The sequence below is a fragment of the Parendozoicomonas sp. 209JJ7-1 genome, assembly GCF_058147085.1.
Genome location: NZ_JBYVJU010000002.1, coordinates 331,383 through 351,288, shown reverse-complemented (window position 1 = coordinate 351,288; position 19,906 = coordinate 331,383). Strand labels below are relative to the sequence as shown.

The 19,906-nt window shown below is 49.7% G+C and carries 19 protein-coding genes and 1 tRNA gene; 10 read left to right on the top strand and 10 right to left on the bottom strand.

Annotation, left to right across the window (positions count from 1 at the left end):
* Positions 1–93 precede the first annotated feature (93 nt).
* Positions 94–1,368, top strand: a complete 1,275-nt coding sequence (locus ACY2RQ_RS03490; RefSeq protein ID WP_490111568.1) for a bifunctional O-acetylhomoserine aminocarboxypropyltransferase/cysteine synthase — start codon at positions 94–96, stop codon at positions 1,366–1,368.
* Between the two features lie 555 nt (positions 1,369–1,923).
* Here the strand turns inward: ACY2RQ_RS03490 and dnaB are convergent.
* The 7 genes from dnaB to ACY2RQ_RS03455 form a co-directional block, all read right to left on the bottom strand.
* Entirely contained in the window at positions 1,924–3,324 is a 1,401-nt protein-coding gene (gene dnaB, locus ACY2RQ_RS03485) for a replicative DNA helicase (protein WP_490111567.1), read from the bottom strand.
* Positions 3,325–3,520: 196 nt separating this feature from the next.
* A complete protein-coding gene (gene rplI / locus ACY2RQ_RS03480; protein WP_490111566.1) occupies positions 3,521–3,970 on the bottom strand; it encodes a 50S ribosomal protein L9 in 450 nt (149 codons plus the stop codon).
* Positions 3,971–3,998: 28 nt separating this feature from the next.
* Positions 3,999–4,862, bottom strand: coding sequence for a hypothetical protein (locus tag ACY2RQ_RS03475; protein WP_490111565.1), 864 nt, complete (start codon positions 4,860–4,862; stop codon positions 3,999–4,001).
* 44 nt (positions 4,863–4,906) lie between these two features.
* The gene (gene rpsR, locus ACY2RQ_RS03470; protein ID WP_490111564.1) at positions 4,907–5,131 is read right to left on the bottom strand and encodes a 30S ribosomal protein S18; all 225 of its coding nucleotides are present in this window, start codon (positions 5,129–5,131) and stop codon (positions 4,907–4,909) included.
* A 67-nt stretch (positions 5,132–5,198) separates the two neighbouring features.
* Positions 5,199–5,657 carry a 30S ribosomal protein S6 gene (rpsF, locus tag ACY2RQ_RS03465; protein WP_490111563.1) on the bottom strand — a complete coding sequence of 153 codons (459 nt, stop codon included), beginning with the start codon at positions 5,655–5,657 and terminating at the stop codon, positions 5,199–5,201.
* Positions 5,658–5,943: 286 nt separating this feature from the next.
* Positions 5,944–7,287 (bottom strand): EAL domain-containing response regulator, encoded by a 1,344-nt coding sequence (locus ACY2RQ_RS03460; RefSeq protein ID WP_490111562.1) that lies wholly within the window; start codon positions 7,285–7,287, stop codon positions 5,944–5,946.
* A 235-nt stretch (positions 7,288–7,522) separates the two neighbouring features.
* Positions 7,523–7,975 carry a c-type cytochrome gene (locus ACY2RQ_RS03455; protein ID WP_490111561.1) on the bottom strand — a complete coding sequence of 151 codons (453 nt, stop codon included), beginning with the start codon at positions 7,973–7,975 and terminating at the stop codon, positions 7,523–7,525.
* Positions 7,976–8,309: 334 nt separating this feature from the next.
* Here ACY2RQ_RS03455 and ACY2RQ_RS03450 point away from each other — a divergent pair.
* The 3 genes from ACY2RQ_RS03450 to ACY2RQ_RS03440 all read left to right on the top strand — a co-directional run bounded on the left by ACY2RQ_RS03450 (position 8,310) and on the right by ACY2RQ_RS03440 (position 10,862).
* Positions 8,310–8,386, top strand: a tRNA-Arg gene (locus ACY2RQ_RS03450).
* Between the two features lie 218 nt (positions 8,387–8,604).
* Positions 8,605–9,429 (top strand): TauD/TfdA dioxygenase family protein, encoded by an 825-nt coding sequence (locus ACY2RQ_RS03445; protein WP_490111560.1) that lies wholly within the window; start codon positions 8,605–8,607, stop codon positions 9,427–9,429.
* A 59-nt stretch (positions 9,430–9,488) separates the two neighbouring features.
* Positions 9,489–10,862 (top strand): ATP-grasp domain-containing protein, encoded by a 1,374-nt coding sequence (locus ACY2RQ_RS03440; RefSeq protein WP_490111559.1) that lies wholly within the window; start codon positions 9,489–9,491, stop codon positions 10,860–10,862.
* Here ACY2RQ_RS03440 and ACY2RQ_RS03435 read toward each other — a convergent pair.
* On the bottom strand, positions 10,859–11,569 hold the full coding sequence (locus ACY2RQ_RS03435) for a TSUP family transporter (protein WP_490111573.1): 711 nt from the start codon (positions 11,567–11,569) through the stop codon (positions 10,859–10,861). The genes ACY2RQ_RS03440 and ACY2RQ_RS03435 overlap by 4 nt on opposite strands.
* A 664-nt stretch (positions 11,570–12,233) precedes the next feature.
* On the opposite strand from ACY2RQ_RS03435, the gene pdxH reads away from it, so the two are divergent.
* Together pdxH and ACY2RQ_RS03425 are read left to right on the top strand one after the other, a co-directional pair.
* Positions 12,234–12,872: a pyridoxamine 5'-phosphate oxidase gene (pdxH, locus tag ACY2RQ_RS03430; protein ID WP_490111558.1), complete on the top strand. Its 639-nt coding sequence runs from the start codon at positions 12,234–12,236 to the stop codon at positions 12,870–12,872.
* Positions 12,873–13,344: 472 nt separating this feature from the next.
* Positions 13,345–13,536 carry a hypothetical protein gene (locus ACY2RQ_RS03425; RefSeq protein ID WP_490111557.1) on the top strand — a complete coding sequence of 64 codons (192 nt, stop codon included), beginning with the start codon at positions 13,345–13,347 and terminating at the stop codon, positions 13,534–13,536.
* Positions 13,537–13,918: 382 nt separating this feature from the next.
* Here the strand turns inward: ACY2RQ_RS03425 and ACY2RQ_RS03420 are convergent, their stop codons facing one another.
* Positions 13,919–14,734 carry a hypothetical protein gene (locus ACY2RQ_RS03420; protein WP_490111556.1) on the bottom strand — a complete coding sequence of 272 codons (816 nt, stop codon included), beginning with the start codon at positions 14,732–14,734 and terminating at the stop codon, positions 13,919–13,921.
* 104 nt (positions 14,735–14,838) lie between these two features.
* On the opposite strand from ACY2RQ_RS03420, the gene ACY2RQ_RS03415 reads away from it, so the two are divergent.
* A complete protein-coding gene (locus ACY2RQ_RS03415) occupies positions 14,839–15,522 on the top strand; it encodes a zinc metallopeptidase (protein ID WP_490111555.1) in 684 nt (227 codons plus the stop codon).
* 246 nt (positions 15,523–15,768) lie between these two features.
* Positions 15,769–16,959, top strand: coding sequence for a BaiN/RdsA family NAD(P)/FAD-dependent oxidoreductase (locus tag ACY2RQ_RS03410; protein ID WP_490111554.1), 1,191 nt, complete (start codon positions 15,769–15,771; stop codon positions 16,957–16,959).
* 160 nt (positions 16,960–17,119) lie between these two features.
* Here ACY2RQ_RS03410 and ACY2RQ_RS03405 read toward each other — a convergent pair whose 3' ends face one another.
* Positions 17,120–18,043 carry an alpha/beta fold hydrolase gene (locus ACY2RQ_RS03405; RefSeq protein WP_490111553.1) on the bottom strand — a complete coding sequence of 308 codons (924 nt, stop codon included), beginning with the start codon at positions 18,041–18,043 and terminating at the stop codon, positions 17,120–17,122.
* A 162-nt stretch (positions 18,044–18,205) separates the two neighbouring features.
* On the opposite strand from ACY2RQ_RS03405, the gene ACY2RQ_RS03400 reads away from it, so the two are divergent.
* Together ACY2RQ_RS03400 and hslO are read left to right on the top strand one after the other, a co-directional pair.
* Positions 18,206–18,838 (top strand): hypothetical protein, encoded by a 633-nt coding sequence (locus tag ACY2RQ_RS03400; protein ID WP_490111552.1) that lies wholly within the window; start codon positions 18,206–18,208, stop codon positions 18,836–18,838.
* Positions 18,839–18,987: 149 nt separating this feature from the next.
* On the top strand, positions 18,988–19,878 hold the full coding sequence (hslO, locus tag ACY2RQ_RS03395) for an Hsp33 family molecular chaperone HslO (RefSeq protein WP_490111551.1): 891 nt from the start codon (positions 18,988–18,990) through the stop codon (positions 19,876–19,878).
* Positions 19,879–19,906 lie beyond the last annotated feature (28 nt).

Here is a 19,906-nt window from a genome sequence, read left to right as displayed (position 1 = left end):
TAAAAAATATAGCTGTATAAGCCCTTTCATTTATCCAAAGTTGTCGGATAATCTGTACAAAACAGAAAATCATCCCAGGGACAACTATAAATAATGAAGCTGGAAACCAAAGCCATACACGCTGGCTACTCACCCGACCCCACAACCAAGGCTGTTGCCGTTCCTGTTTACCAGACAACTTCCTATGCCTTTGATAATACCCAGCATGGCGCAGACCTGTTTGACCTGAAGGTTCCCGGCAATATTTACACCCGGATTATGAACCCCACCACCGATGTGCTGGAGCAGCGTATGGCGGCTCTGGAAGGAGGTATCGGTGCCCTTGCTGTAGCATCGGGAATGGCAGCAATTACCTACGCCATTCAGACTGTTGCTGAAGCTGGCGACAATATCGTCAGCATCAATAAACTGTACGGTGGCACCTACAACCTGTTCGCCCACACTCTGCCCAAACAGGGTATTCAGGTGCGTATGGCTCCCCATGATGATATTGACGCTCTGATTGATCTGATTGATGACAATACCAAAGCGGTGTTCTGTGAATCCATCGGCAACCCTCTGGGTAATATTGTTGATATCCAGGCTCTGGCCGATGCTGTACACGCCAAAGGGGTTCCCCTGATGGTTGATAACACGGTTGCCTCTCCCGCCCTGTGGCGGCCCATTGAGCATGGCGCGGATATTGTTGTTCACTCCCTCACCAAATACCTCGGCGGCCATGGCACATCCATTGGTGGCGTGATTATAGATTCCGGCAAGTTCCCCTGGGCGGAACATGCCGACCGTTTCCCGGTGATGAATACGCCGGACCCGTCCTATCACGGTGTCGTTTACACGGAAGCTCTGGGTGAAGCTGCTTTTATTGGCCGGGCACGGGTTGTTCCCCTGCGTAATACCGGTGCGGCCATCTCTCCCATGAATTCTTTCCAGGTTATCCAGGGCATTGAAACTCTGGCCTTGCGTATGGAACGCCACTGTTCCAATGCCTTGGCGATCGCCCAGACCCTGGAAAACCATCCCCAGGTTGAGTGGGTTAATTACGCAGGACTGACCGGCTCAAAAGATCATGAGTTATGCCAGAAATATATGAACGGCCAGGCTTCAGGCATTCTCAGCTTTGGTATTAAAGGCGGCCAGGAAGCAGGGGCGAAGTTTATTGATGCCCTGCAGCTTATTACCCGTTTGGTGAATATAGGCGATGCCAAATCCCTCGCCTGCCACCCGGCCTCCACAACACATCGCCAGCTGAATGATGAAGAATTGACCGCCGCCGGCGTAAGCCGGGATATGATCCGTCTCTCCATTGGTATTGAGCATATCGACGATATTCTTGCGGACTTGGAACAGGCCCTGCGAGCTTCCCTGTAATGACTGCGTACATACCATAACGACCTTTAAAACCTTCTTGGTGCTGGGCATGGAAATAATCCGTTTCCATATTCCCAGCCCCATGACTTTTACCTCCATCACCGATGGTTACCATGGCCATGGCATTACCTGAGCAGCCCAAAAACCAGGGCTTCTGCAGGCTGGCGATCAGGATCTACGGCTTCACGTCCATTATGTTCCTTATTTTCCTACCCACATCATCTTTTTGTGGTGTCAGACAATTACAGTGGGTTGTCTATGCTTCGGCACTACCGTAGACACAGTTACAAAGCCAAGTTTGTGTATTATTCATTCGTCAGCAAAAGTAAACCACCATGAAGACTTTCCTCTCCATTTTCCGGGACGGAACTCTGCATATAGCTACTCTGCATATAGCTACTCTGCATATAGCTACTCTGCATATAGCTACTCTGCATATAGCTACTCTGCATATAGCTACTCTGTACATTGCTATCCTGTACATAGCTGCGACCAGCGTAATGATGGAAATCACTCTATCTGTTGCGTGCCCCGTGATGAGTGAACAGGCAGCGTTCACTCATCATCAAAGTTCCCGTAAACATCTGCAGCCAGATTCTCAAAACGGGTAAAGCGGCCAAGAAAGGCAAGACGTATCGAGCCAATAGGGCCGTTACGCTGTTTACCGATAATAATCTCTGCTACGCCCTTATGTTCGGTATCCGGGTTATACACCTCGTCCCGGTAGATAAACATGATCACGTCAGCATCCTGCTCAATCGCTCCGGATTCCCGCAGATCTGAGTTTACCGGGCGTTTATTCGGACGCTGTTCCAAAGAACGGTTCAACTGGGACAGGGCAATAACCGGACACACAAATTCCTTGGCCATCGCTTTAATGGAACGGGATATTTCAGAGATTTCGTTAGTCCGGCCTTCGCTATAGCCGGGTATCTGCATCAGCTGCAGATAGTCAATCATCACCATGGCAATCTTGCCATGTTCCCGGTGAATACGACGCAGACGGGTACGCATTTCCTGGGGACTGATACCGGCGGTATCGTCTATAAACAGCTTCTTCTCTTTCAGACTTTTTACCGCGTTGGAAAGCTTGGGCCAGTCTTCATCATCCAGCTGGCCGGTCCGCACCTTGCCCTGGTCAATACGACCGAGGGATGAAAGGCTTCTCATCATCAGCTGATCGGCGGGCATTTCCAGACTGAACACCACTACGCACTCATCGGAAGCCATAAGCGCGTTTTCCACCAGGTTCATAGAAAAGGTTGTTTTTCCCATTGAGGGACGAGCCGCCACAACAATCATATCCGATGACTGAAAACCGGAGGTCATTTTATCCAGGTCTTTAAAACCGCTGGTAATGCCTGTAATAGCACCACTGGTTTTGAACAGCTCATCAATCTTTTCAACGGCTTTCTTCAGCAGCTCACGGGCACCGATGGGACCGCCTTCCTTATCCCTGGCTTCTGCAATTTTGAAGACTTCACGCTCGGCCAGCTCAACAATATCGTCCGCCTTGCGCCCTTCGGGAACATAGGCGGCGTCAGCAATTTTCTGGGAAGCACTAATCAGACGACGGAGAACCGCCCGCTCATAAACAATCTCGGCATAGGCCCGCAGGTTGGCGACACTGGGTATACTTTCCACCAGCTCGGTAAGGTAAGTGATGCCACCAGATTCTTCCAGATGACCTTTCCGGTCCAGCTCTTCCGAAACAGTGATAGGATCAAAAGGCTTGGAATCCTGGGCCAGTACCTGGATGCATTCGAACAACTGACGATGGGCCGGGTTATAAAAATCCTCGGCGGTTATCTTGTCACCCACCCTATCCCAGGATTCATTATCCAACATCAGGCCACCCAGTACAGACTGTTCCGCCTCAATGGAATGAGGCGGTTTTTTCAATAAGGCAAGTGCCTCATCAACGGGCAGTTCTGTGGTGATCTCTGTGTCCAGCATAATTATTCTGGCTGAATATCCGGTTGGGTCGAGGGGAAAGGGCTATCTGAAGAAAGTTATCACACTGTGAGCCTTTCCGAACAGAGTCAGTCTGGCCTGTGAAGATTTTCACAAAAATTTCAGGCATTAAAAAACCACTGTTCTCCGGCTTTACAGCCTGGAGCAACAGTGGTTCTCTTTCTCGTTTCGCGGAAGCTTATTCTTCAGCTTCAACGAATACCTTAACAGTTGCAGACACGTCAGTGTGCAGCTGCAGGGCGATATCGAATTCGCCAACGGTACGGATAGGGCCGGCCGGCAGGCGGATTTCGCTCTTGGCAACTTCAACGCCTACAGCGGAGATGGACTCAGCCAGGTCGCGAGTACCGATAGAACCGAACAGCTTGCCTTCGTCGCCAGCTTTGGCAGTGATGGTCAGTTCGATTTCGTCCAGCTGCTCAGCACGCTGTTGAGCGGCTGCCAGCTTCTCGTTGGCAGCTTTTTCCAGATCGACACGACGGGCTTCGAACTGTTCAACATTGGACTTGGTGGCAGGCACAGCCTTACCAAAGGGGATCAGGAAGTTACGGCCGTAACCAGCTTTCACTTTAACCTTGTCACCCAGTGCGCCGAGGTTGGCGACTTTTTCCAGAAGAATAACTTCCATTTGTTTCTACCTTTCACCAGAGTTTGGATTAGTCCGACATTCTGCTTTCGAGCCGGGCCCGAAAGTCAAGCAGACTGTCAAGACAGGCAAGCAATATAACCAGGGGATAGACAGCAAACAGTACTATGTAAAAAAGTATCAGCCAGCTTCTGCCCAATCCTCTTTTCCACACAAGAGAGTGCACCAGTACAGCTCCCGCCAGCAGCATAGGCATCATCAGCACTGGCTGCATGGCAGCTGCGACCAGACTGTGGCTGAGCGAAGTCAGCAGTATCAGGCTGATCAGCAGGGCACAGATCACCGGGGACAGCCGGAACTTGTACAACTCTTCCCTCAGCCCGCCAGGGTTGTAGAGCAGAGCCTGCCACCAGCGACCGAGAACCAGAGCGGCAATAGCTCCGATTCCCACGATGAAGCTGACGCTTTTTACAAAGCTTGCCTCAATCAACGTGCGAATGCTGTTTTCATCTACCGGTGCCCCTTTGGTCATCAGTGAGTCCAGCTTCGTGCCGTAAAGCTGCTGGAAAAGACTGACGATCTGGTTCATCAGCGGGGTATAGAATTCCACTATGCCCCACGCAACCATCAGACCAATCGGCAGCATAACTACCAGCGTGGTGGGCCAGGCAGAGGTTGATCTGAGACACAGTGCCATGGCAAATGTCCAGATTACGCAGAATATCCCTGCGGGTTGTCCTGCCCATGCCCAGGCTAGAGCCGGCAACATTGCCCAGAGAACAGCCACCAGCCCGTCTGCAAAGCCACGCCGGAGTGTAACCAGCGCGACAGCTGCAGCACTGAGCCAGAACATCAACGGAATACTTCCCGCCGCAACCGTAACGACCGCAGCCTGCAAGCGCCCGCGCATGATAGTGTCTGCCAGTGCACGCATTATTTATTCCCCGGCCTATCGCCGATTGCTATTGCCTGTTCTGATCAGTGACGATCAGTGTAGGGCAGCAGCGCGATGTAACGTGCACGTTTGATGGCAGTTGCCAGCTGACGCTGATAACGGGCCTTGGTGCCTGTGATACGGCTGGGTACGATCTTACCGGTTTCGGTGATGTACGCCTTCAGTGTATTCAGATCTTTGTAATCGATCTCCTGAACGCCTTCAGCAGTGAAACGGCAGAACTTACGACGACGGAAAAAACGTGCCATAGCAACGTCTCCTTTTCTGGGTTCTGAAGGGTTGAACTTCAGAACCGTCGGTTAACCTGAAACAGGATTATTCAGCAGCTTCCTCGGAAGCTGTTTCGTCAGCGGCAGGAGCTTCAGCGCGCTCTTCGCGGTGATCTTCAGCACGCTCTTCACGGCGCTCTTCGCGGCGATCTTCACGACGATCTTCACGGCGATCTTCGCGACGCTCTTCAGCTTGCATCATGATGGAAGGCTCAGTGATCGCTTCATTGCGACGAATAACCATGTTACGGATAACAGCGTCGTTGAAACGGAAATTGCTGGTCAGCTCGGCCAGAGCTGCGTCGCCGCACTCAATGTTCATCAGAACATAGTGAGCCTTGTGGATTTTCTGGATCGGGAAAGCCAGCTGGCGGCGCCCCCAGTCTTCCAGGCGATGTACAGAACCGTTGTCTTCTTCGATGAATTTCTTGTAACGCTCAACCATAGCGGGAACCTGTTCGCTCTGGTCAGGGTGTACAAGGAACACAATTTCGTAATGACGCATGACTGCTCCTTACGGGTTTAATAGCCTCCCACGGGATTACAGGCTGCAGAAATCCGGCAACCCTATCCGGGTAAGGCAAGGAGTAAATGGAGGCGACTATTTTTATCTAACCGATCTCCGGACAAGCCCGTGGCATGAGCCATGGGAACCGGGCATTTTAGAGAAGGCCGAAGGCAGGTGCAAGTGAGGCGTCGACCACAGAAATGCCAATCACCCCATCTTTATGGGGTCTGGAACAGGTAAAAGCGAAAGAAATCAAGCTGTAAACGAAGGGAGAAGCTGAAGTTTAACCCTCAAAATCATTGTGATAACGCCGCAACCAGTCCTGCTCCCACTGACTCAACTGCTCTGCCGGCATGGCTTTAGCGATAAGAAAGCCCTGGGCAAGATCGCAGTTCAGTGCTTTCAGCTCTGCCCAGTCTTCGGGTGTTTCCACGCCTTCAGCAACAGTCTGCAGGTTCAGGCGCTTGGCCATTTCGATATTAGACTGGACGATGGCTCTGCTGGAGGCTTTGCGGCTGATATCCTGCACAAAGGACTGGTCAATCTTCAATTCCGTAAAAGGTATTCGATTTAGCTGCTGTTGATTGGAGAATCCGGTGCCGAAATCATCTATGGACAAATCGAAACCCTTTATCCGCAGTCTTGCCAGGGTTTCCAGGCTTCTGGCCATATTTCGCATAATCACATTCTCAGTCAGTTCCAGAGTCACCCGGCTGGGGGACACTCTATAGTGTCCGAGAATTTCTTCCAGTCGCCGGGGCATATCAGTATCTTCGAGCAATGTGGGGGAAAGATTTACGGCTACCGTCAGGTCACGGCCCTGCTGCTGCCAATTGTGGAGGGTTTCAATAATGCTGTGAATCTGGTTCCAGGTGAGTCGGTCGATAATGCCCTGCTTTTCCATTTCCGGAACAAAACGGATCGGCATAATCAGCCCCCGCTCCGGATGCACCCAGCGGGCCAGGGCTTCAGAAGAGACCCACTTGCCATCCTGAATGCGGACTTTGGGCTGATACCAGGTGACAAACTGGTTACTGTCCAGCCCGGCTTCTATCTCTTCTTTTGTGAAAGTATCAGGCGTTTTTGAAGGGTTACGTGCCCTTTCGGCTTTACGGTATTCGGTGAACAGCTGGCACAGCTTGCTGCGGGTCACCGGCTTCTCGATATTACTTAACACCAGCAATCCGTGCTCCTGGGCCATATCTTCAACGGTATGGATAAGGGCCGCATCCAGGGCACTGGCTACCACCATGGCATCCGCCAGTTTCTGCTCTCCAAGATGACGCAGAAACTCCACACCATCCATGCCGGGCATATCCAGATCACTGATAACAATATGTATTCGGTCCGGGTGAGCAACGAGGGTTTCCAGGGCCATCTGGCCATCACAGGCTTCCAGCACGCAATCGCAGCCAAGATCTTCCAGAACCTTGACCGCAACTGCCCGCTGGAAGTCGTTATCTTCGACAACCAGCAGGCTTAACCCCTTTCCCTCTTCAGTCATACGCTTATTCCCGGCCTCAACATATTTTTCTTCGGCAACACATATATCGACCGGGGGAATACCGGCTACAGCCGCTATCCTGGCAGGAAGAAGTTTTAGTGACCGCTGGTGATGCAGGTCCATTTCCGGGAAACAACCCGGCGCAGTTTGCTGTCCAGAGGCTGGAACATATACAGGTTTTTTTCCACCTTATCGGTGAGATATAGATCCCAGCAGGTAAAAAGCGGATCTGCGAAACATCAGCCCCCCCCTCACAGCAAAAAATAAAAAAAACAGAACAAAAAGAGAGGGCTTCCATGATGGAAGCCCTCTCCAGTGCCAGCTAACCGGTTTTATCTGCAGGGTACAAGTTCTCAGTTCAAGGTTTCAGGCCACTCATAAACTCAATGGCACTTGCGAGTTCTTCTTTGCTGCAGTCTGCACATGTACCCTTGGGCGGCATGGCCTTGATACCGTTAATGGCGTTGGTCAGCATTTTATCGAAAGATCCGGCAGCCGCCATCTTGCTCTTCCATGCCGCAGTATCACCCTTCTTCGGTGCCCCAAGCACACCCACGGTATGACATGCCGTACAGTAAGAGCCGAACACCTGCTCACCAGATCTTGGTCCACTGCTTGCGGCCGCTACCGGCGCGGCTTTCGCGCAGGGTTCACCTTCCAGGCATACCTTACCCACCGGAGCGATACGCTCGGCAATTTCCGCACGGGTTACCTTATCGACTTCCGCAGGTGCCGCCGTTACCAGACCGGCCACCATACCCCCCAGAAAAACTGCAACTTTAACAGCACGCATCCTGTTGACGTTTGCCACTCGCCTTTCCTCATCATTGCCACGGACTTGCTTTTGAATCCGCCTCAATCCCCTGACATGATTTCTGTTATTCAGATTATGCCTGCCCAGGTAGAGGAGAACCGGCCCGTTTGTTATAGCCAGCGGCGATTATAGACAATCGCCACTCCGCCAACAATGACAGTGCTCAGCCGTCAAGCTGAACATTCCACATTTTGACCCATAGCGACCACAAAAGGCCGCCCAGCACTGTCCTGACAGGGAAGCAATCCTTTGAGAATCCATAAAAAAGCCGTAGACTTGCTGGGGTGTCCTGAGTATTATTGGCGCCGCCCCAAGGGCGTCACAATCTTTTGCACCCGTAGCTCAGCTGGATAGAGTACAGGCCTCCGAAGCCTGGGGTCACAGGTTCAAATCCTGTCGGGTGCGCCATATTTAAAAAGGCCCGGTGTCATACGACAGCGGGCCTTTTTCATATCCGGCATTTATTTATTAAATATTGAAAGCAGCTCACCATCATTCATTAACTCACTTCGCCTTTATCACGCGCTGCTATACTCATCTCCCTAATGCTCTCATTCACCAGAGAATGTTCTGCATACCCATGACCCCGTCGAACCACCCAGATGTGGCGAAACCTGAGCGACGTTATGGAGCTAATTCAGCAGACCAGTGCCCTTGGCGCAGAAATTACCGGGTGTGACCTCAGTGACCTGTCTGAACAGCAATGGCATTTCATTCATCAGGCATTTCTTGATTATGGAGTCCTCTTCTTCAGACAACAGAATCTGACAGAAACCCAGCATATTGCCTTTGCCCAACGCTTTGGCCCCATTTACATCAATCGTTTTTTTCCATGCCTGGAAGGACATCCAGAAATATCGATTATCCAGAAAACACCTGGCCAGGACACAAATATTGGCGGCAACTGGCATAGCGATATGTCCTATGAGCAGGCTCCCGCACTGGGTTCAGTCCTGTATGCCCTTAATGTTCCTGCCTATGGCGGAGACACCTTATTCGCCAGTCTTTACTCTGCGTATACAGCATTACCCGATACCCTGAAAAAAATTGTTGAAGGTATGAGGGCGATACATTCTCCAGCCCTTGCCTTTGGAGCAGGTGGCCATTACAGCAATACAGACCAGGAATCCTCCATGCAGGCCGGAGGAAAACAAAGTGAAGTCAGCCATTCCGTTGTTGTCACTCATCCGGATACCGGCAGAAAAACCCTGTTTGTAAACGAAGCGTTTATTGACAGATTTGAAGGGCTTTCCAGGGAGGAGAGCCTTCCCCTGTTGCGTCAACTCTGTCAGCACGCAACCCGCCCGGAATTCTGCTACCGACACCACTGGCAAAAAGGTGATATCGCCATATGGGACAACCGCGCGACTCTGCACTACGCCTGCAATGATTATCAGGGGCATTACCGCCTGATGCATCGGGTATCCATTCAGGGCTGCCCTATCAACTGACACTCTACATCCGCTTTAAGCAATCAAGCTTCACTCTCCCTTTAAACGCAGGTTTTAATATGATTCAGGAGAACAGTCGCTACGACCTCCTTAACGTAACCGGCAAGCCCCTTACAGTTCTTGTTTTCCCCAGCAATTATCATGTTGGTGAAGAGATTTACCTTTTCCTGAGAGGCTATCCCGATGTTGAATTAATCGGCGTTTCCCTCACAGAGCAAGAATCCAGCTACGACAACGCGCAATGGCGCTATCCGCGTTACACGACTCTGCCCAGTGGATTAAGCGACGACGATAAAATACTCTGGTTTCAGGCATTCATTGAAAAACACAAGGTCGATGCGATTTTTCCAGCCCGGGATCATAGTGCAATGCTGCTATCCCGCAACGCCAGTCGTTTATCTGCTAAAATTATTGGTTCTTCGGCACACGCCTCCGAAATCTGTTATTCCAAAAGAAGTACCTATAGTGAACTCGCAGGTAAAGTTCCTCTCCCAATACTTTACCCGTCCCCGGACAGTATTCCGGAGTACCCTATCTGGGCCAAGCCCGCTGTTGATGTCTGCGGTGCCCATGGCTATCTTATTGAAGATAAAGCAGCTCTCCTCCAGCTCCTGCACTCATCAGAAGCTATCGACAGAGACTATCTGTTATGCGAGTACCTTCCCGGCAAGGAGTACACCGTAGACTGCATCAGTAATATGACATCCCAGCTGATTTTCTGTGGTCCAAGGCTTCGCCGTCACATACTGGGTGGAACATCTATTGACTCACAGAGTGTTTCTGTCACACAGCTACCAAGTGTTGCAGAGATGGCCAACACCATTTCCAACACCCTGAAACTGAAAGGCTCCTGGTTTTTTCAGATAAAAGAAAATTCCGAAGGTGTTTTAACCTTGATAGAGGTGGCTGCACGCATCGCCGGATCAATGAATCTCCACCTTTCCAGAGGGGTCAATCTGGTTCGGGCAAGCCTGGTTATATCCATGGGTTATGAATACCCGGTTATCGAGAACACATTCAATGTCAGAATGTTCCGCTCTCTCTCCACCAAACACTGTATCGAATATCAGGCAGATCATATTTACATCGATAGTCTGGACTGCCTGATTCCTGCTTCAGATGAAATTAACTGGGGGCTGTTTCAACTACTGTATAAGTCTCTGAGGAAGCAGATAAAAAATACACTCATTACCTCTATGAGTCCTCAGGAAATAGAAGAGATTCTGGCTCAACACCGTATAGGCCCCATCTTTGATGAAATTGTTTCTACTGATTTTCCTGATATCCCCGTATCCAATGCCCGTTTGATCTTTATCAGCCCGGATGCTGAGCGCAGAACCCTGGTGAAGAAGAAACTGAAAGTTCCTGTCTACAGTGCAGAGGAGGCCGGCATTCTGGACATAAAATTTGTGGACAATATTGAATTTTCTTAAGCAAAAACCTGAATGATATAGGCTATTCCGAAGACAACGAAAACACCGTTAATGACCTTCTCATATCCATCAACATTAAACCATGAACGTAAATATCGTCCCAATGCGACACCACCCAAAATACACGGCACGGAGAGTATCGCAGCCAGCAAAGTCAACTCACTCAATATTCCAGAAAACCCATACAACACTATATTCAAAGCATTACCTACCATAAGATAGAGCTGAAGTACTGCAAATTTCTCCTCTTCTTCCCAGCTCTGTATGGCGCAGTAAGCTATAAGCATTGGGCCGTTTATATTAATTGATCCGCCCAGAATGCCCGCACAGAGTGGCAGAACACTGCCCAATAACGGCCTGCCTGTCACTGTCTTTATAAGAACAGACCGAAGAAAGGGAAATGCCACCATGAAGCACCCCAGCAGTAACTTAAGAATCTCCTCCGAAACATTCTCAAGGACATAAACACCCAACACTGTTCCAGCGCAGGATATCAGAAGACATGGAAGAATTTCCCTGAACCGGCCAGTAATTGTATTCAGTCCCAAACCACTGAGATACAAACCCAGGCCCGCACCAAATACAGTTGCAACGGAGTCAGCCTGGGGAAGGGTTAACAACAGAGTCAAAAGCGGGATAGCCACAATGCTATCGCCAAATCCCAGAAAAGAGCGGGTGACAGAAGCCAGACAGATAGCAGTGACCATTATGATAATAATCTGCGTATCTGGTATCAGTTTTAACAACTGCACATCAATTCCAGAAAATAAACTCAAGGAAACTGAAGGTAGCACTCTCTTCCGAAGACATTTCCGGCAGATTTTTCAGGCAAAAGAAAACGGAGCCAAAGGCTCCGTTTCAGTGTGCTCGTTATGAGCGGATTGCTTTATAGAATGTGCGGTCAATCATCTTCAGGCATCCTTGCTCCCGTATCTGCCGAATCACTTAAGTGATCTTCTATCCAAATACCGGACTCCCACTGACAGCCACAAAAAAGCATCCTGCAAAACAATCCGTTCATATGCCCTTATTGTTTTTATTATCAGGCGAAGCGGTCATTTTATTTTTATTATTGTTTTTTTGGTTTTTATTATTATTGTGTCCATAACTTAGCAGGCAGCGGGCCAACTTTTACAAAATACAAATAAATCATAGGGTTAGGTAGTTTCTCATAAAATCACTCCCACGATAGTTACCCTGTTTGTTACGCCACACACCCGATATCGGGTAACACTTCCCAGACCAGGTAACACCCGGTAACAGCCTTACGACATATCCTTTATAATTATTGAAAGCAGTGCCGCCATGCGAACTGTCACAGGCTCTTAGGCGGTATTAAGATTTGTTGACCGTTGTATTGGAAATCTGAATATGAACCTCAGCGCACTGCGTGAAGAGTACACACGGGACGGACTTCGCAGGGAAACCCTGAATCCTGACCCTACGCAACAATTTACCTCATGGTTTGAACAAGCGCAGACCATGGAGATTCCTGAGCCGAATGCCATGAGTCTGGCCACCGCATCTGGAGATGGCTACCCGGATTTACGTACGGTGCTGCTGAAATATTACGATGAGAACGGCTTTGTCTTCTTCACCAACTACGCCAGCAAGAAAGCTCAGGATATTGACCAGAATCCTAATGTTGCCTTGATGTTTTTCTGGCTGCCCCTGGAGCGCCAGGTCATTATCCGCGGCCATGCCGAAAAAATCAGCAAGGCAGAAACGGTGAAATATTTCCTCAGCCGCCCCCACGGCAGCCAGCTTGGGGCATGGTGTTCAACCCAGAGCAGCGTGATCACCAATCGTAAAATCCTGGAACTCAAACTTGATGAAATGAAACGCAAATTCAAAAAGGGCGAAGTTCCGGTACCGAATTTCTGGGGTGGATTCCGGGTTTGTCCCCGCAGTATTGAGTTCTGGCAGGGGCGGCCAAGCAGACTCCATGATCGTTTCTGCTACAAACGGCAGGACGATGGTTCCTGGGATATTGATCGCCTGGCTCCCTGACTTTTCACTCTCTGCAGAGGACAATTACGCGCCTGGTAGTAATGATTCTTTTTTATCCACAGGCATCCACAATCCCTACTGCCCCGATTCCGGGGCTTTTTATCCACAAAAGCCTTAATTTTTACACATTTTTCTATCCACAGTCTGTTCACCTGTTTCCCACAATAAATACACAGTTCTCTGTGGATAACATAGTTATGCACAGAAACTGTGGATAACCCTTTGGATAGGCTGTGATTTCCTGTTGATAACCTGTTTGTATCCTTTGAAATCCCTGTAAATGGTTTGCTTCAAAAGAACTGTACAAATTTTATACAGGCAAACCCCTTATAAATGGGGTATTCATTCAACTTTATTGGAATAAGAAATAACGAAGAAGTGCAAGAGCTTATACCAAGATAAACGCTCAGAAAAACAAAGGGAATCTCTACCCCTTGGTGCACAAGGGATACAGCATGTTATCAACAGGAATATGTGGATAGAAGCCGAAGAAATGACAGTTATACAAATTTTACCCACAGGTTATTCGTGGATAAACCGAAGATATCCACTGGCAGCAGGTCAAAAGCATCAAGAGACAAAAGCAGAAGAGGAAGAAAAACCGCAACTCTGGAGCTGCGGTTTTGAAGTTTGCACAGATGGATTACTTTACTGGCTGTTGTAATCTGATTGCTGCCTGTCCGTGCCGCCGGTTCATCCCTGTTATTCTTTTATCACTGCCTTTCAATCCTGAAAGAACAACCATCAAACTGATCCACTTGTTGCCCGTTATTATTCTTGTTAGGGGCTATGGAACCATAGGACTTTATTATTTTTATTATGTCCCAACTTAAAGCCAAGGTTGTGCCATAAAAATAAATTTCCTTATAAAACAAAAAGATATATATCAATTCAGGCTAAAGCCAGGCACACAATCAAGACCAGTGTTACTACGTACTACAGCTCGGGTAACACCCATCCGCGAAGGGTAACATCTCAATCCGGACAAAGGCCCGGTAGTTTCTGAAACTGCGCCAGATTCCCCGGAAAGGCAATGGCTGGCGGCTCTAGCCGCCCACCAGATCAACTTTCAGCTGAACACTGCCAGAACCTGAGCTGACATCGGAACTTTTTACCACCAGCCCGCTTCTGGAAGCACCGGATACACGACCGGTTCCACCAACAGTGATCCAGTTTCCAAGACGACCGGTCAGACTTGTCTCCAGCCTTCTGGTTTCAATGGTTTTGTTACGATGCTTATCATCCTTCTGACGAATATTAAGCAGTACCTGATCACCATTAAGACGTACGGTCACATAAAAACCACGGTCAACAGCAACATACTCCGTAGCCGTTTCCCTGTTACCAGACCGGTCGGTCGTAACAGTTGTGACCGGTACGGATTCCCCCACAGTGATATAAGCCGGTAAACCTTCCGTCGCTCTTACACTTTGCCTGCCTTGACTATTGGAACTGACGCTGTCACTGCGAATCACCACCTTGCCCGGAGTGCTGTTGTCTCCTAGCTGGATTCTCCCGTTCGCAAAAGTGCCTGAAGCGGAAATCTCACTGTTCTGAGTGCCCAGTGATTGGGGCATGCGAACTGTGATTAAAAATTGTTTAGGGGATCTGTCGAGCTGACCCAGCAAAGAGTCCACCATCTTCTTTTCATCAGGGGTCACTTTCAGGATCAGCTGGTTATTAAACGAAGTGACAGACGCCCCTTCCGGCAAAATAGATTGAACAGTGGGGACAATCTGCTCCGGTACCACGCTTTTTAGTGGCACAACAATAATTTCCCGTCCAGCACTTTGGGCTGGAGACACAAACAGCACAGCCATTACCAAAGCCAGTAGGGTCAGCAGCCTTTTCAGTTGATCCATAGTCCCTCCTCTATATGATATGCGGCATGTTTCCGTCTCTCCGGGTATTATTATTCCCATTCATACCCTGTCTGTTAACAATAATATCCGGTTTATAACCCATAATGATTCTGGCCATTCCCCTTCTCCTGATTCTGCTTCTGGCATTCGGTCCACAGCTCTGGATTCGTTTTACCTTGAAACGCTACGGTTCTGACCATGCCGATATGCCCGGCACAGGAGGTGAACTGGCAGAACATCTTACCGAACGTTTTCAACTGGACGGCGTCACGGTAGTAAGAGGCGGCACGGGGGAGGATTTTTATAATCCGGAAAACAAGCAGGTTTGCCTGTCACCGGAACATTATGATGGCCGCTCGGTTGCAGCCGTGGCTGTTGCCGCCCATGAAGTAGGCCATGCCATTCAACATAAAGAACAGCATCCCGGTTTTATGGTTCGCCAGCGCAGAATCAAAACCGCCATTACCATAGAAAGATTCAGCGCCTTTGCCCTGATGATTTCCCCCATAGTGTTTCTGCTCACCCGGGTCCCCCAGAGCACGCTGATTACCGTGGCCATTGGTGCCACCGGTATGCTGGCAGCGGTCTGGGTGCAGATTATGAACCTGCCCATCGAGCATGATGCCAGCTTTAATAAAGCCATGCCGGTACTTGAGGAAGGTTACCTGCCCCCGGATGATCTGCCGGGAGCACGCAAGGTGCTCAAAGCCGCAGCATTTACTTATGTTGCTGCGGCTCTGGCCAGTTTGTTGAATCTTGGCCGCTGGATAGCTGTACTTCGTCGTTAAAACAAGAGATAACCCGCAAGAAACGCATTGGGCGTCCCCACCCCAGCATGAACAACTTCCGCCTGCAAGTAGTATCAGCCCAGTGTCAGGAAACACCAGAAAATTTCTGCGACAGTTTTCAACATTAACTCACCATCCCCGATGAAAATACATCAGTTTTTATTGCTTGAAATCGTTAGAATTGCGACTTTGGCCGGATACATAGTACCAGCTATAGTTTGCCGTTTTCCTGCTGGAGCCTGAATAATGCCCCTTTCTCCTTCTTATGACCTCGTAATTATTGGCGCGGGTGCGGCCGGGCTAATGTGTGCCCTGACCGCCGGCCAGAGAGGGCGAAAGGTTGCTGTACTGGACCATGGCAAGCGCCCGGGCCGAAAGATTCTACTGTCCGGAGGCGGTCGGTGTAATTACACCAATATGTATACGGAACCGGCCAACTATCTCTCCCAGAATGAACATTTCTGTAAATCAGCCCTGAGCCGCTTCAACCAGTGGGACTTTCAGGCCCTTGTGGATAAACACGGCATCCCCTGGCATGAAAAAACCCTCGGGCAGCAGTTCTGCGACAACAGTTCCAAAGATATTCTGGATATGCTGCTGAAAGAGTGTGATATGCCCAATATCACCTTCTCCAACAAAACCGATGTGATCGAAATCACCAGGCAGGAAGACAACCAGTTCCATATATTCACTCGCCAGGGCAATATCAGCGCAGAGTCTTTGGTTATTGCCACAGGTGGACTCTCATTCCCAACCATGGGTGCCACAAACTTTGGTTACCGTATCGCCAAACAGTTCGGTCATTCTATTGTCCCGGTCCAACCGGCTCTGGTGCCCTTTACTCTTGAGCCAAAAGACCTGAAAACCTTTGAGGGGCTGTCAGGCATCAGCGCAAATGTTGTCATCACCTGCAACAACGCCAGTTTCCGGGAAGCCCTGTTGTTCACCCATAAGGGTTTAAGCGGTCCGGCTATTCTGCAGGTGTCCAGCTACTGGAAGCCGGGGGATGAAATCACTATAAACTGGCTGCCGGATATTGATGTGGAAACATGGCTGGAAGAGCAACGACTGGCCCGTCCGAAAGCTTCCGTCACCACAATATTGTGTGAACATCTTTCTAAACGTCTGGCTTCTGCTCTGGCCGCTCTGATTGGCGAACAAAACGAGGCCAGCCAGTGGCGTCGGGAAAGCATAAACAGAATGGTTAAAGTATTAACGGAATGTCGTCTAAAACCCAGTGGTACAGAGGGCTATAAAAAAGCCGAGGTTACCATTGGCGGTGTGAATACCGATGAACTTTCGTCCAAAACCATGGCCAGCCGCAAACAGGGCAATCTATACTTTATTGGTGAAGTTGTAGACGTCACCGGTCATCTGGGGGGCTTTAACTTCCAATGGGCCTGGGCATCAGGTCATTGTGCCGGGTTGTATGCTTAAATGTGCATTGCTCTAAGGTGTTTGGCGAAAAAGCACCGTACCGGGGTGTACGGTCGACTGAGTCAAATCTCCTTAGAGCGGCAGGGAACAAGCGAGATCGGGAGCATGTTTATGAAATATCCGGGCTAAGTACCTGGCAGATCTGCGGTTTCTGAGTATTCTACCGAGAAATAGACGCTCTGAATGTCCGGAATGCTCTGGCCACCTGTTCGGGAGTTTCAATCATGGGCACATGGCCAATACCGGGGAAAATCTCGAAAGTGAAGTCAGGAATATACTGCTCCATCACATTGATGCTGGACACATCCAGCACCCGGTCCTCTTCCCCCCAAATGGCCAGGGTCGGCACCTGAATCCCCCGGAGCATAATCTCCACCTGTTCAGCGGAACCGCTCAGTTCCCGGGACTTCATCATATCGGCAAATATCCGGTCATTAAGCGCCTGCCGTTTAATGGAACGACGCTCAAAGGCGGATGTTAAAGGCCAGGGTATAAAGGGCGGTTTAGACATCACAAACTCAGTCAAAATCTTAAGATCACCGGGCTTGCGCACGATCAGCGGGTTTTCTCCTTTCTCCAACAGGCTAAAAAATTCACTGGGAGTGGGAGAATCAATGCCAGCATTATCAAGCAATACCAGGGACTTCAGTCTTTCCGGGTACAGATAAGCAAACTGCAAACCAACTGCGCCCCCCATGGAATTCCCCATAAAGTGCACCCGGTCAAGGTTAAGGGTATCTATTAATGTTTTTAATCGACTGGCCTGGGACGTAATCAGGAAATCCAGTTCTTCTCCGGAGCTGCTGTCACCGTGGCCTGGGAGGTCTACGGCAACAATACGATATGTGTCGCTCAACTCCCGAGCCAGAGGCATCCAGTTATCTTTGCTGGCACCAAAGCCGTGTACCATAAATAGGGTTTCGCCATCCTCCACACCACCGGTAAGCAGGGTGAAATCAATATTGCCAGCCTGAACCTGTTGCACTTCCAGCCCGGAGCGGGTGCGCTCAAAGTCAATGGCTGCTTCAAGAAGACTGTCTTGAACACCCTGACAACCCGTTAGAAAAGTTCCCAACATGCCCATGAAAATTAGCAATCCGCTACGTAACGAGGCATTTAAAGTAGTCTGAAACACGGTGATATTATTCCCCTGAAAACATTCACAAGTTTTTCTTGTTCTGAGCTTTTCCCATTCTGAGCTTTTCCCATTCTATAGTAGATACTCATGTAATCCGTGAGGCATTCCATGAACACCCACTGCTTTGTGAGTACCCCTCTGCAGAATTCCAGAACCGCACTGAACATCAGGTGTATTTTAAAGAAAAGCATTCCTGTATTTATTGGCCTCAATGTGTTGGCTGGTGGTGTTTTGGCCGAATATGTTGAGTGCAGCGGCGGCAATAGCCATCAACTTTGCTTTCGGGTCTGCGAAAAGTCCGGCTGGGTACTAAAGGAAGATAACATCGACGTAAAATCTGGTCGTCTTATCACCCATAACCCCCATTCTCTGCTGGCAGAGGATCATCTTCTGTTTGGCCCTGAGCTTACCCTGACTCTGGTTAACCCCCTGCTCGGTAAAACCTGTCAGATGACCATACAGAAACATTCCCATCTATGGCCTGAACTTACCAAAAAGGTCAGCATCACCAATAACACCTGCTACCAGTACAGCGCAAAGAACGCTGTTCTTCTGGATGTCTGTCTGATGGGAAATATAAGGGTACTTATGAATGACATTATGCAGTTCCCCTACAGAACAGACCGGGGTTTCTGCCTGCAGGACGTTTTCCTGGTTCCCGGATTTGAAAGCGATGACGGCAACGGTTCAGGAGTGATTACTTTCAACCCATCCGATGGTCACTGCCCTGAAGACAATTAGAGTCCTTCGGGCACCTGCTATCACGCTGCTCTTCAACCTGTGTATTCAACCTGTATATTCAACAACTGCGGCTTTCACTGTAGCCTGAATGGTCGTGGAAACAGGTATAATAGCCGCCTTGATTTTTTTGATGGCAGGCACAATCGTCCATGACTCCACTGGATTCTCTGCAGCGGGACTCCGCGCAACGCTTTTTGTTTGAACAAACCGATATCCGCGGAGAGCGCGTACTTCTGGATAAAAGCCTGCGGCTGGCTATTGAATCCCACGCCTACCCGGAGCCGGTTCGCGTACTGATCGGCGAAATGGCTGCGGCGGCTATTCTCCTCAGCACCACCCTTAAGTTCGAGGGCACCATGACCCTGCAGGCCCGTTCCAACGGCCCGGTCAGCCTGCTAATGGTAGAATGCACCGAGAAGAGAACCTTCCGCACCATTGCCCGCTGGGATGATGAACAACTGACGCCCTCTCACACTGACCTCCATGCGTTGCTGCCCGACGGCCAGCTGGTGATCACCATCGACCCGGTAAACGGTAAACGTTACCAGGGTCTTGTTTCCCTGAGCGGTGGTACTCTGGCGGATTGTTTCGCCACCTATTTCCAACAGTCCGAGCAGCTGCCCACACGCCTGTGGCTGACTTCCACCGGTGACCGTGCAGCTGGCTTCCTGCTGCAATCCCTTCCGGCACAGGAAGAGAAAGATGCCGCTGCCCGTGAGGAGCGCTGGGAACACCTGACTGTACTGGCGGAAACCCTGAAAGACGAAGAGCAACTGGAACTTTCCACTGAAGAACTGCTGCACCGCCTCTACCATGAAGAAAATATCCGTCTGTTTGACCTGGAAACAGTAAGCTTTTATTGCAATTGCTCCCGCGAACGTACGGGTAACGCACTGGCAACTCTCAAGCCGGAAGATGTCGCTGATATTCTGGAAGAACAGGGTCAGATTGATATGGACTGCCAGTTTTGCAACACCCGCTACAGCTTTACTGAAGAAGATATCAACCGCCTGAAGGGTTCTGACGCAACCCGTCATTAAAAAGCTTCTTCACTCCGGGCGCTGGTTT

Coding starts and splice junctions, on each gene's coding strand:
- ACY2RQ_RS03490 (WP_490111568.1), top strand. CDS start 94: ATGAAGCTGGAAACCAAAGCCATACACGCTGGCTACTCACCCGACCCC.
- dnaB (WP_490111567.1), bottom strand. CDS start 3,324: ATGCTGGACACAGAGATCACCACAGAACTGCCCGTTGATGAGGCACTT.
- rplI (WP_490111566.1), bottom strand. CDS start 3,970: ATGGAAGTTATTCTTCTGGAAAAAGTCGCCAACCTCGGCGCACTGGGT.
- ACY2RQ_RS03475 (WP_490111565.1), bottom strand. CDS start 4,862: ATGCGTGCACTGGCAGACACTATCATGCGCGGGCGCTTGCAGGCTGCG.
- rpsR (WP_490111564.1), bottom strand. CDS start 5,131: ATGGCACGTTTTTTCCGTCGTCGTAAGTTCTGCCGTTTCACTGCTGAA.
- rpsF (WP_490111563.1), bottom strand. CDS start 5,657: ATGCGTCATTACGAAATTGTGTTCCTTGTACACCCTGACCAGAGCGAA.
- ACY2RQ_RS03460 (WP_490111562.1), bottom strand. CDS start 7,287: ATGGACCTGCATCACCAGCGGTCACTAAAACTTCTTCCTGCCAGGATA.
- ACY2RQ_RS03445 (WP_490111560.1), top strand. CDS start 8,605: ATGGAGCTAATTCAGCAGACCAGTGCCCTTGGCGCAGAAATTACCGGG.
- ACY2RQ_RS03440 (WP_490111559.1), top strand. CDS start 9,489: ATGATTCAGGAGAACAGTCGCTACGACCTCCTTAACGTAACCGGCAAG.
- ACY2RQ_RS03435 (WP_490111573.1), bottom strand. CDS start 11,569: ATGGTCACTGCTATCTGTCTGGCTTCTGTCACCCGCTCTTTTCTGGGA.
- pdxH (WP_490111558.1), top strand. CDS start 12,234: ATGAACCTCAGCGCACTGCGTGAAGAGTACACACGGGACGGACTTCGC.
- ACY2RQ_RS03425 (WP_490111557.1), top strand. CDS start 13,345: ATGTGGATAGAAGCCGAAGAAATGACAGTTATACAAATTTTACCCACA.
- ACY2RQ_RS03420 (WP_490111556.1), bottom strand. CDS start 14,734: ATGGATCAACTGAAAAGGCTGCTGACCCTACTGGCTTTGGTAATGGCT.
- ACY2RQ_RS03415 (WP_490111555.1), top strand. CDS start 14,839: ATGATTCTGGCCATTCCCCTTCTCCTGATTCTGCTTCTGGCATTCGGT.
- ACY2RQ_RS03410 (WP_490111554.1), top strand. CDS start 15,769: ATGCCCCTTTCTCCTTCTTATGACCTCGTAATTATTGGCGCGGGTGCG.
- ACY2RQ_RS03405 (WP_490111553.1), bottom strand. CDS start 18,043: ATGGGCATGTTGGGAACTTTTCTAACGGGTTGTCAGGGTGTTCAAGAC.
- ACY2RQ_RS03400 (WP_490111552.1), top strand. CDS start 18,206: ATGAACACCCACTGCTTTGTGAGTACCCCTCTGCAGAATTCCAGAACC.
- hslO (WP_490111551.1), top strand. CDS start 18,988: ATGACTCCACTGGATTCTCTGCAGCGGGACTCCGCGCAACGCTTTTTG.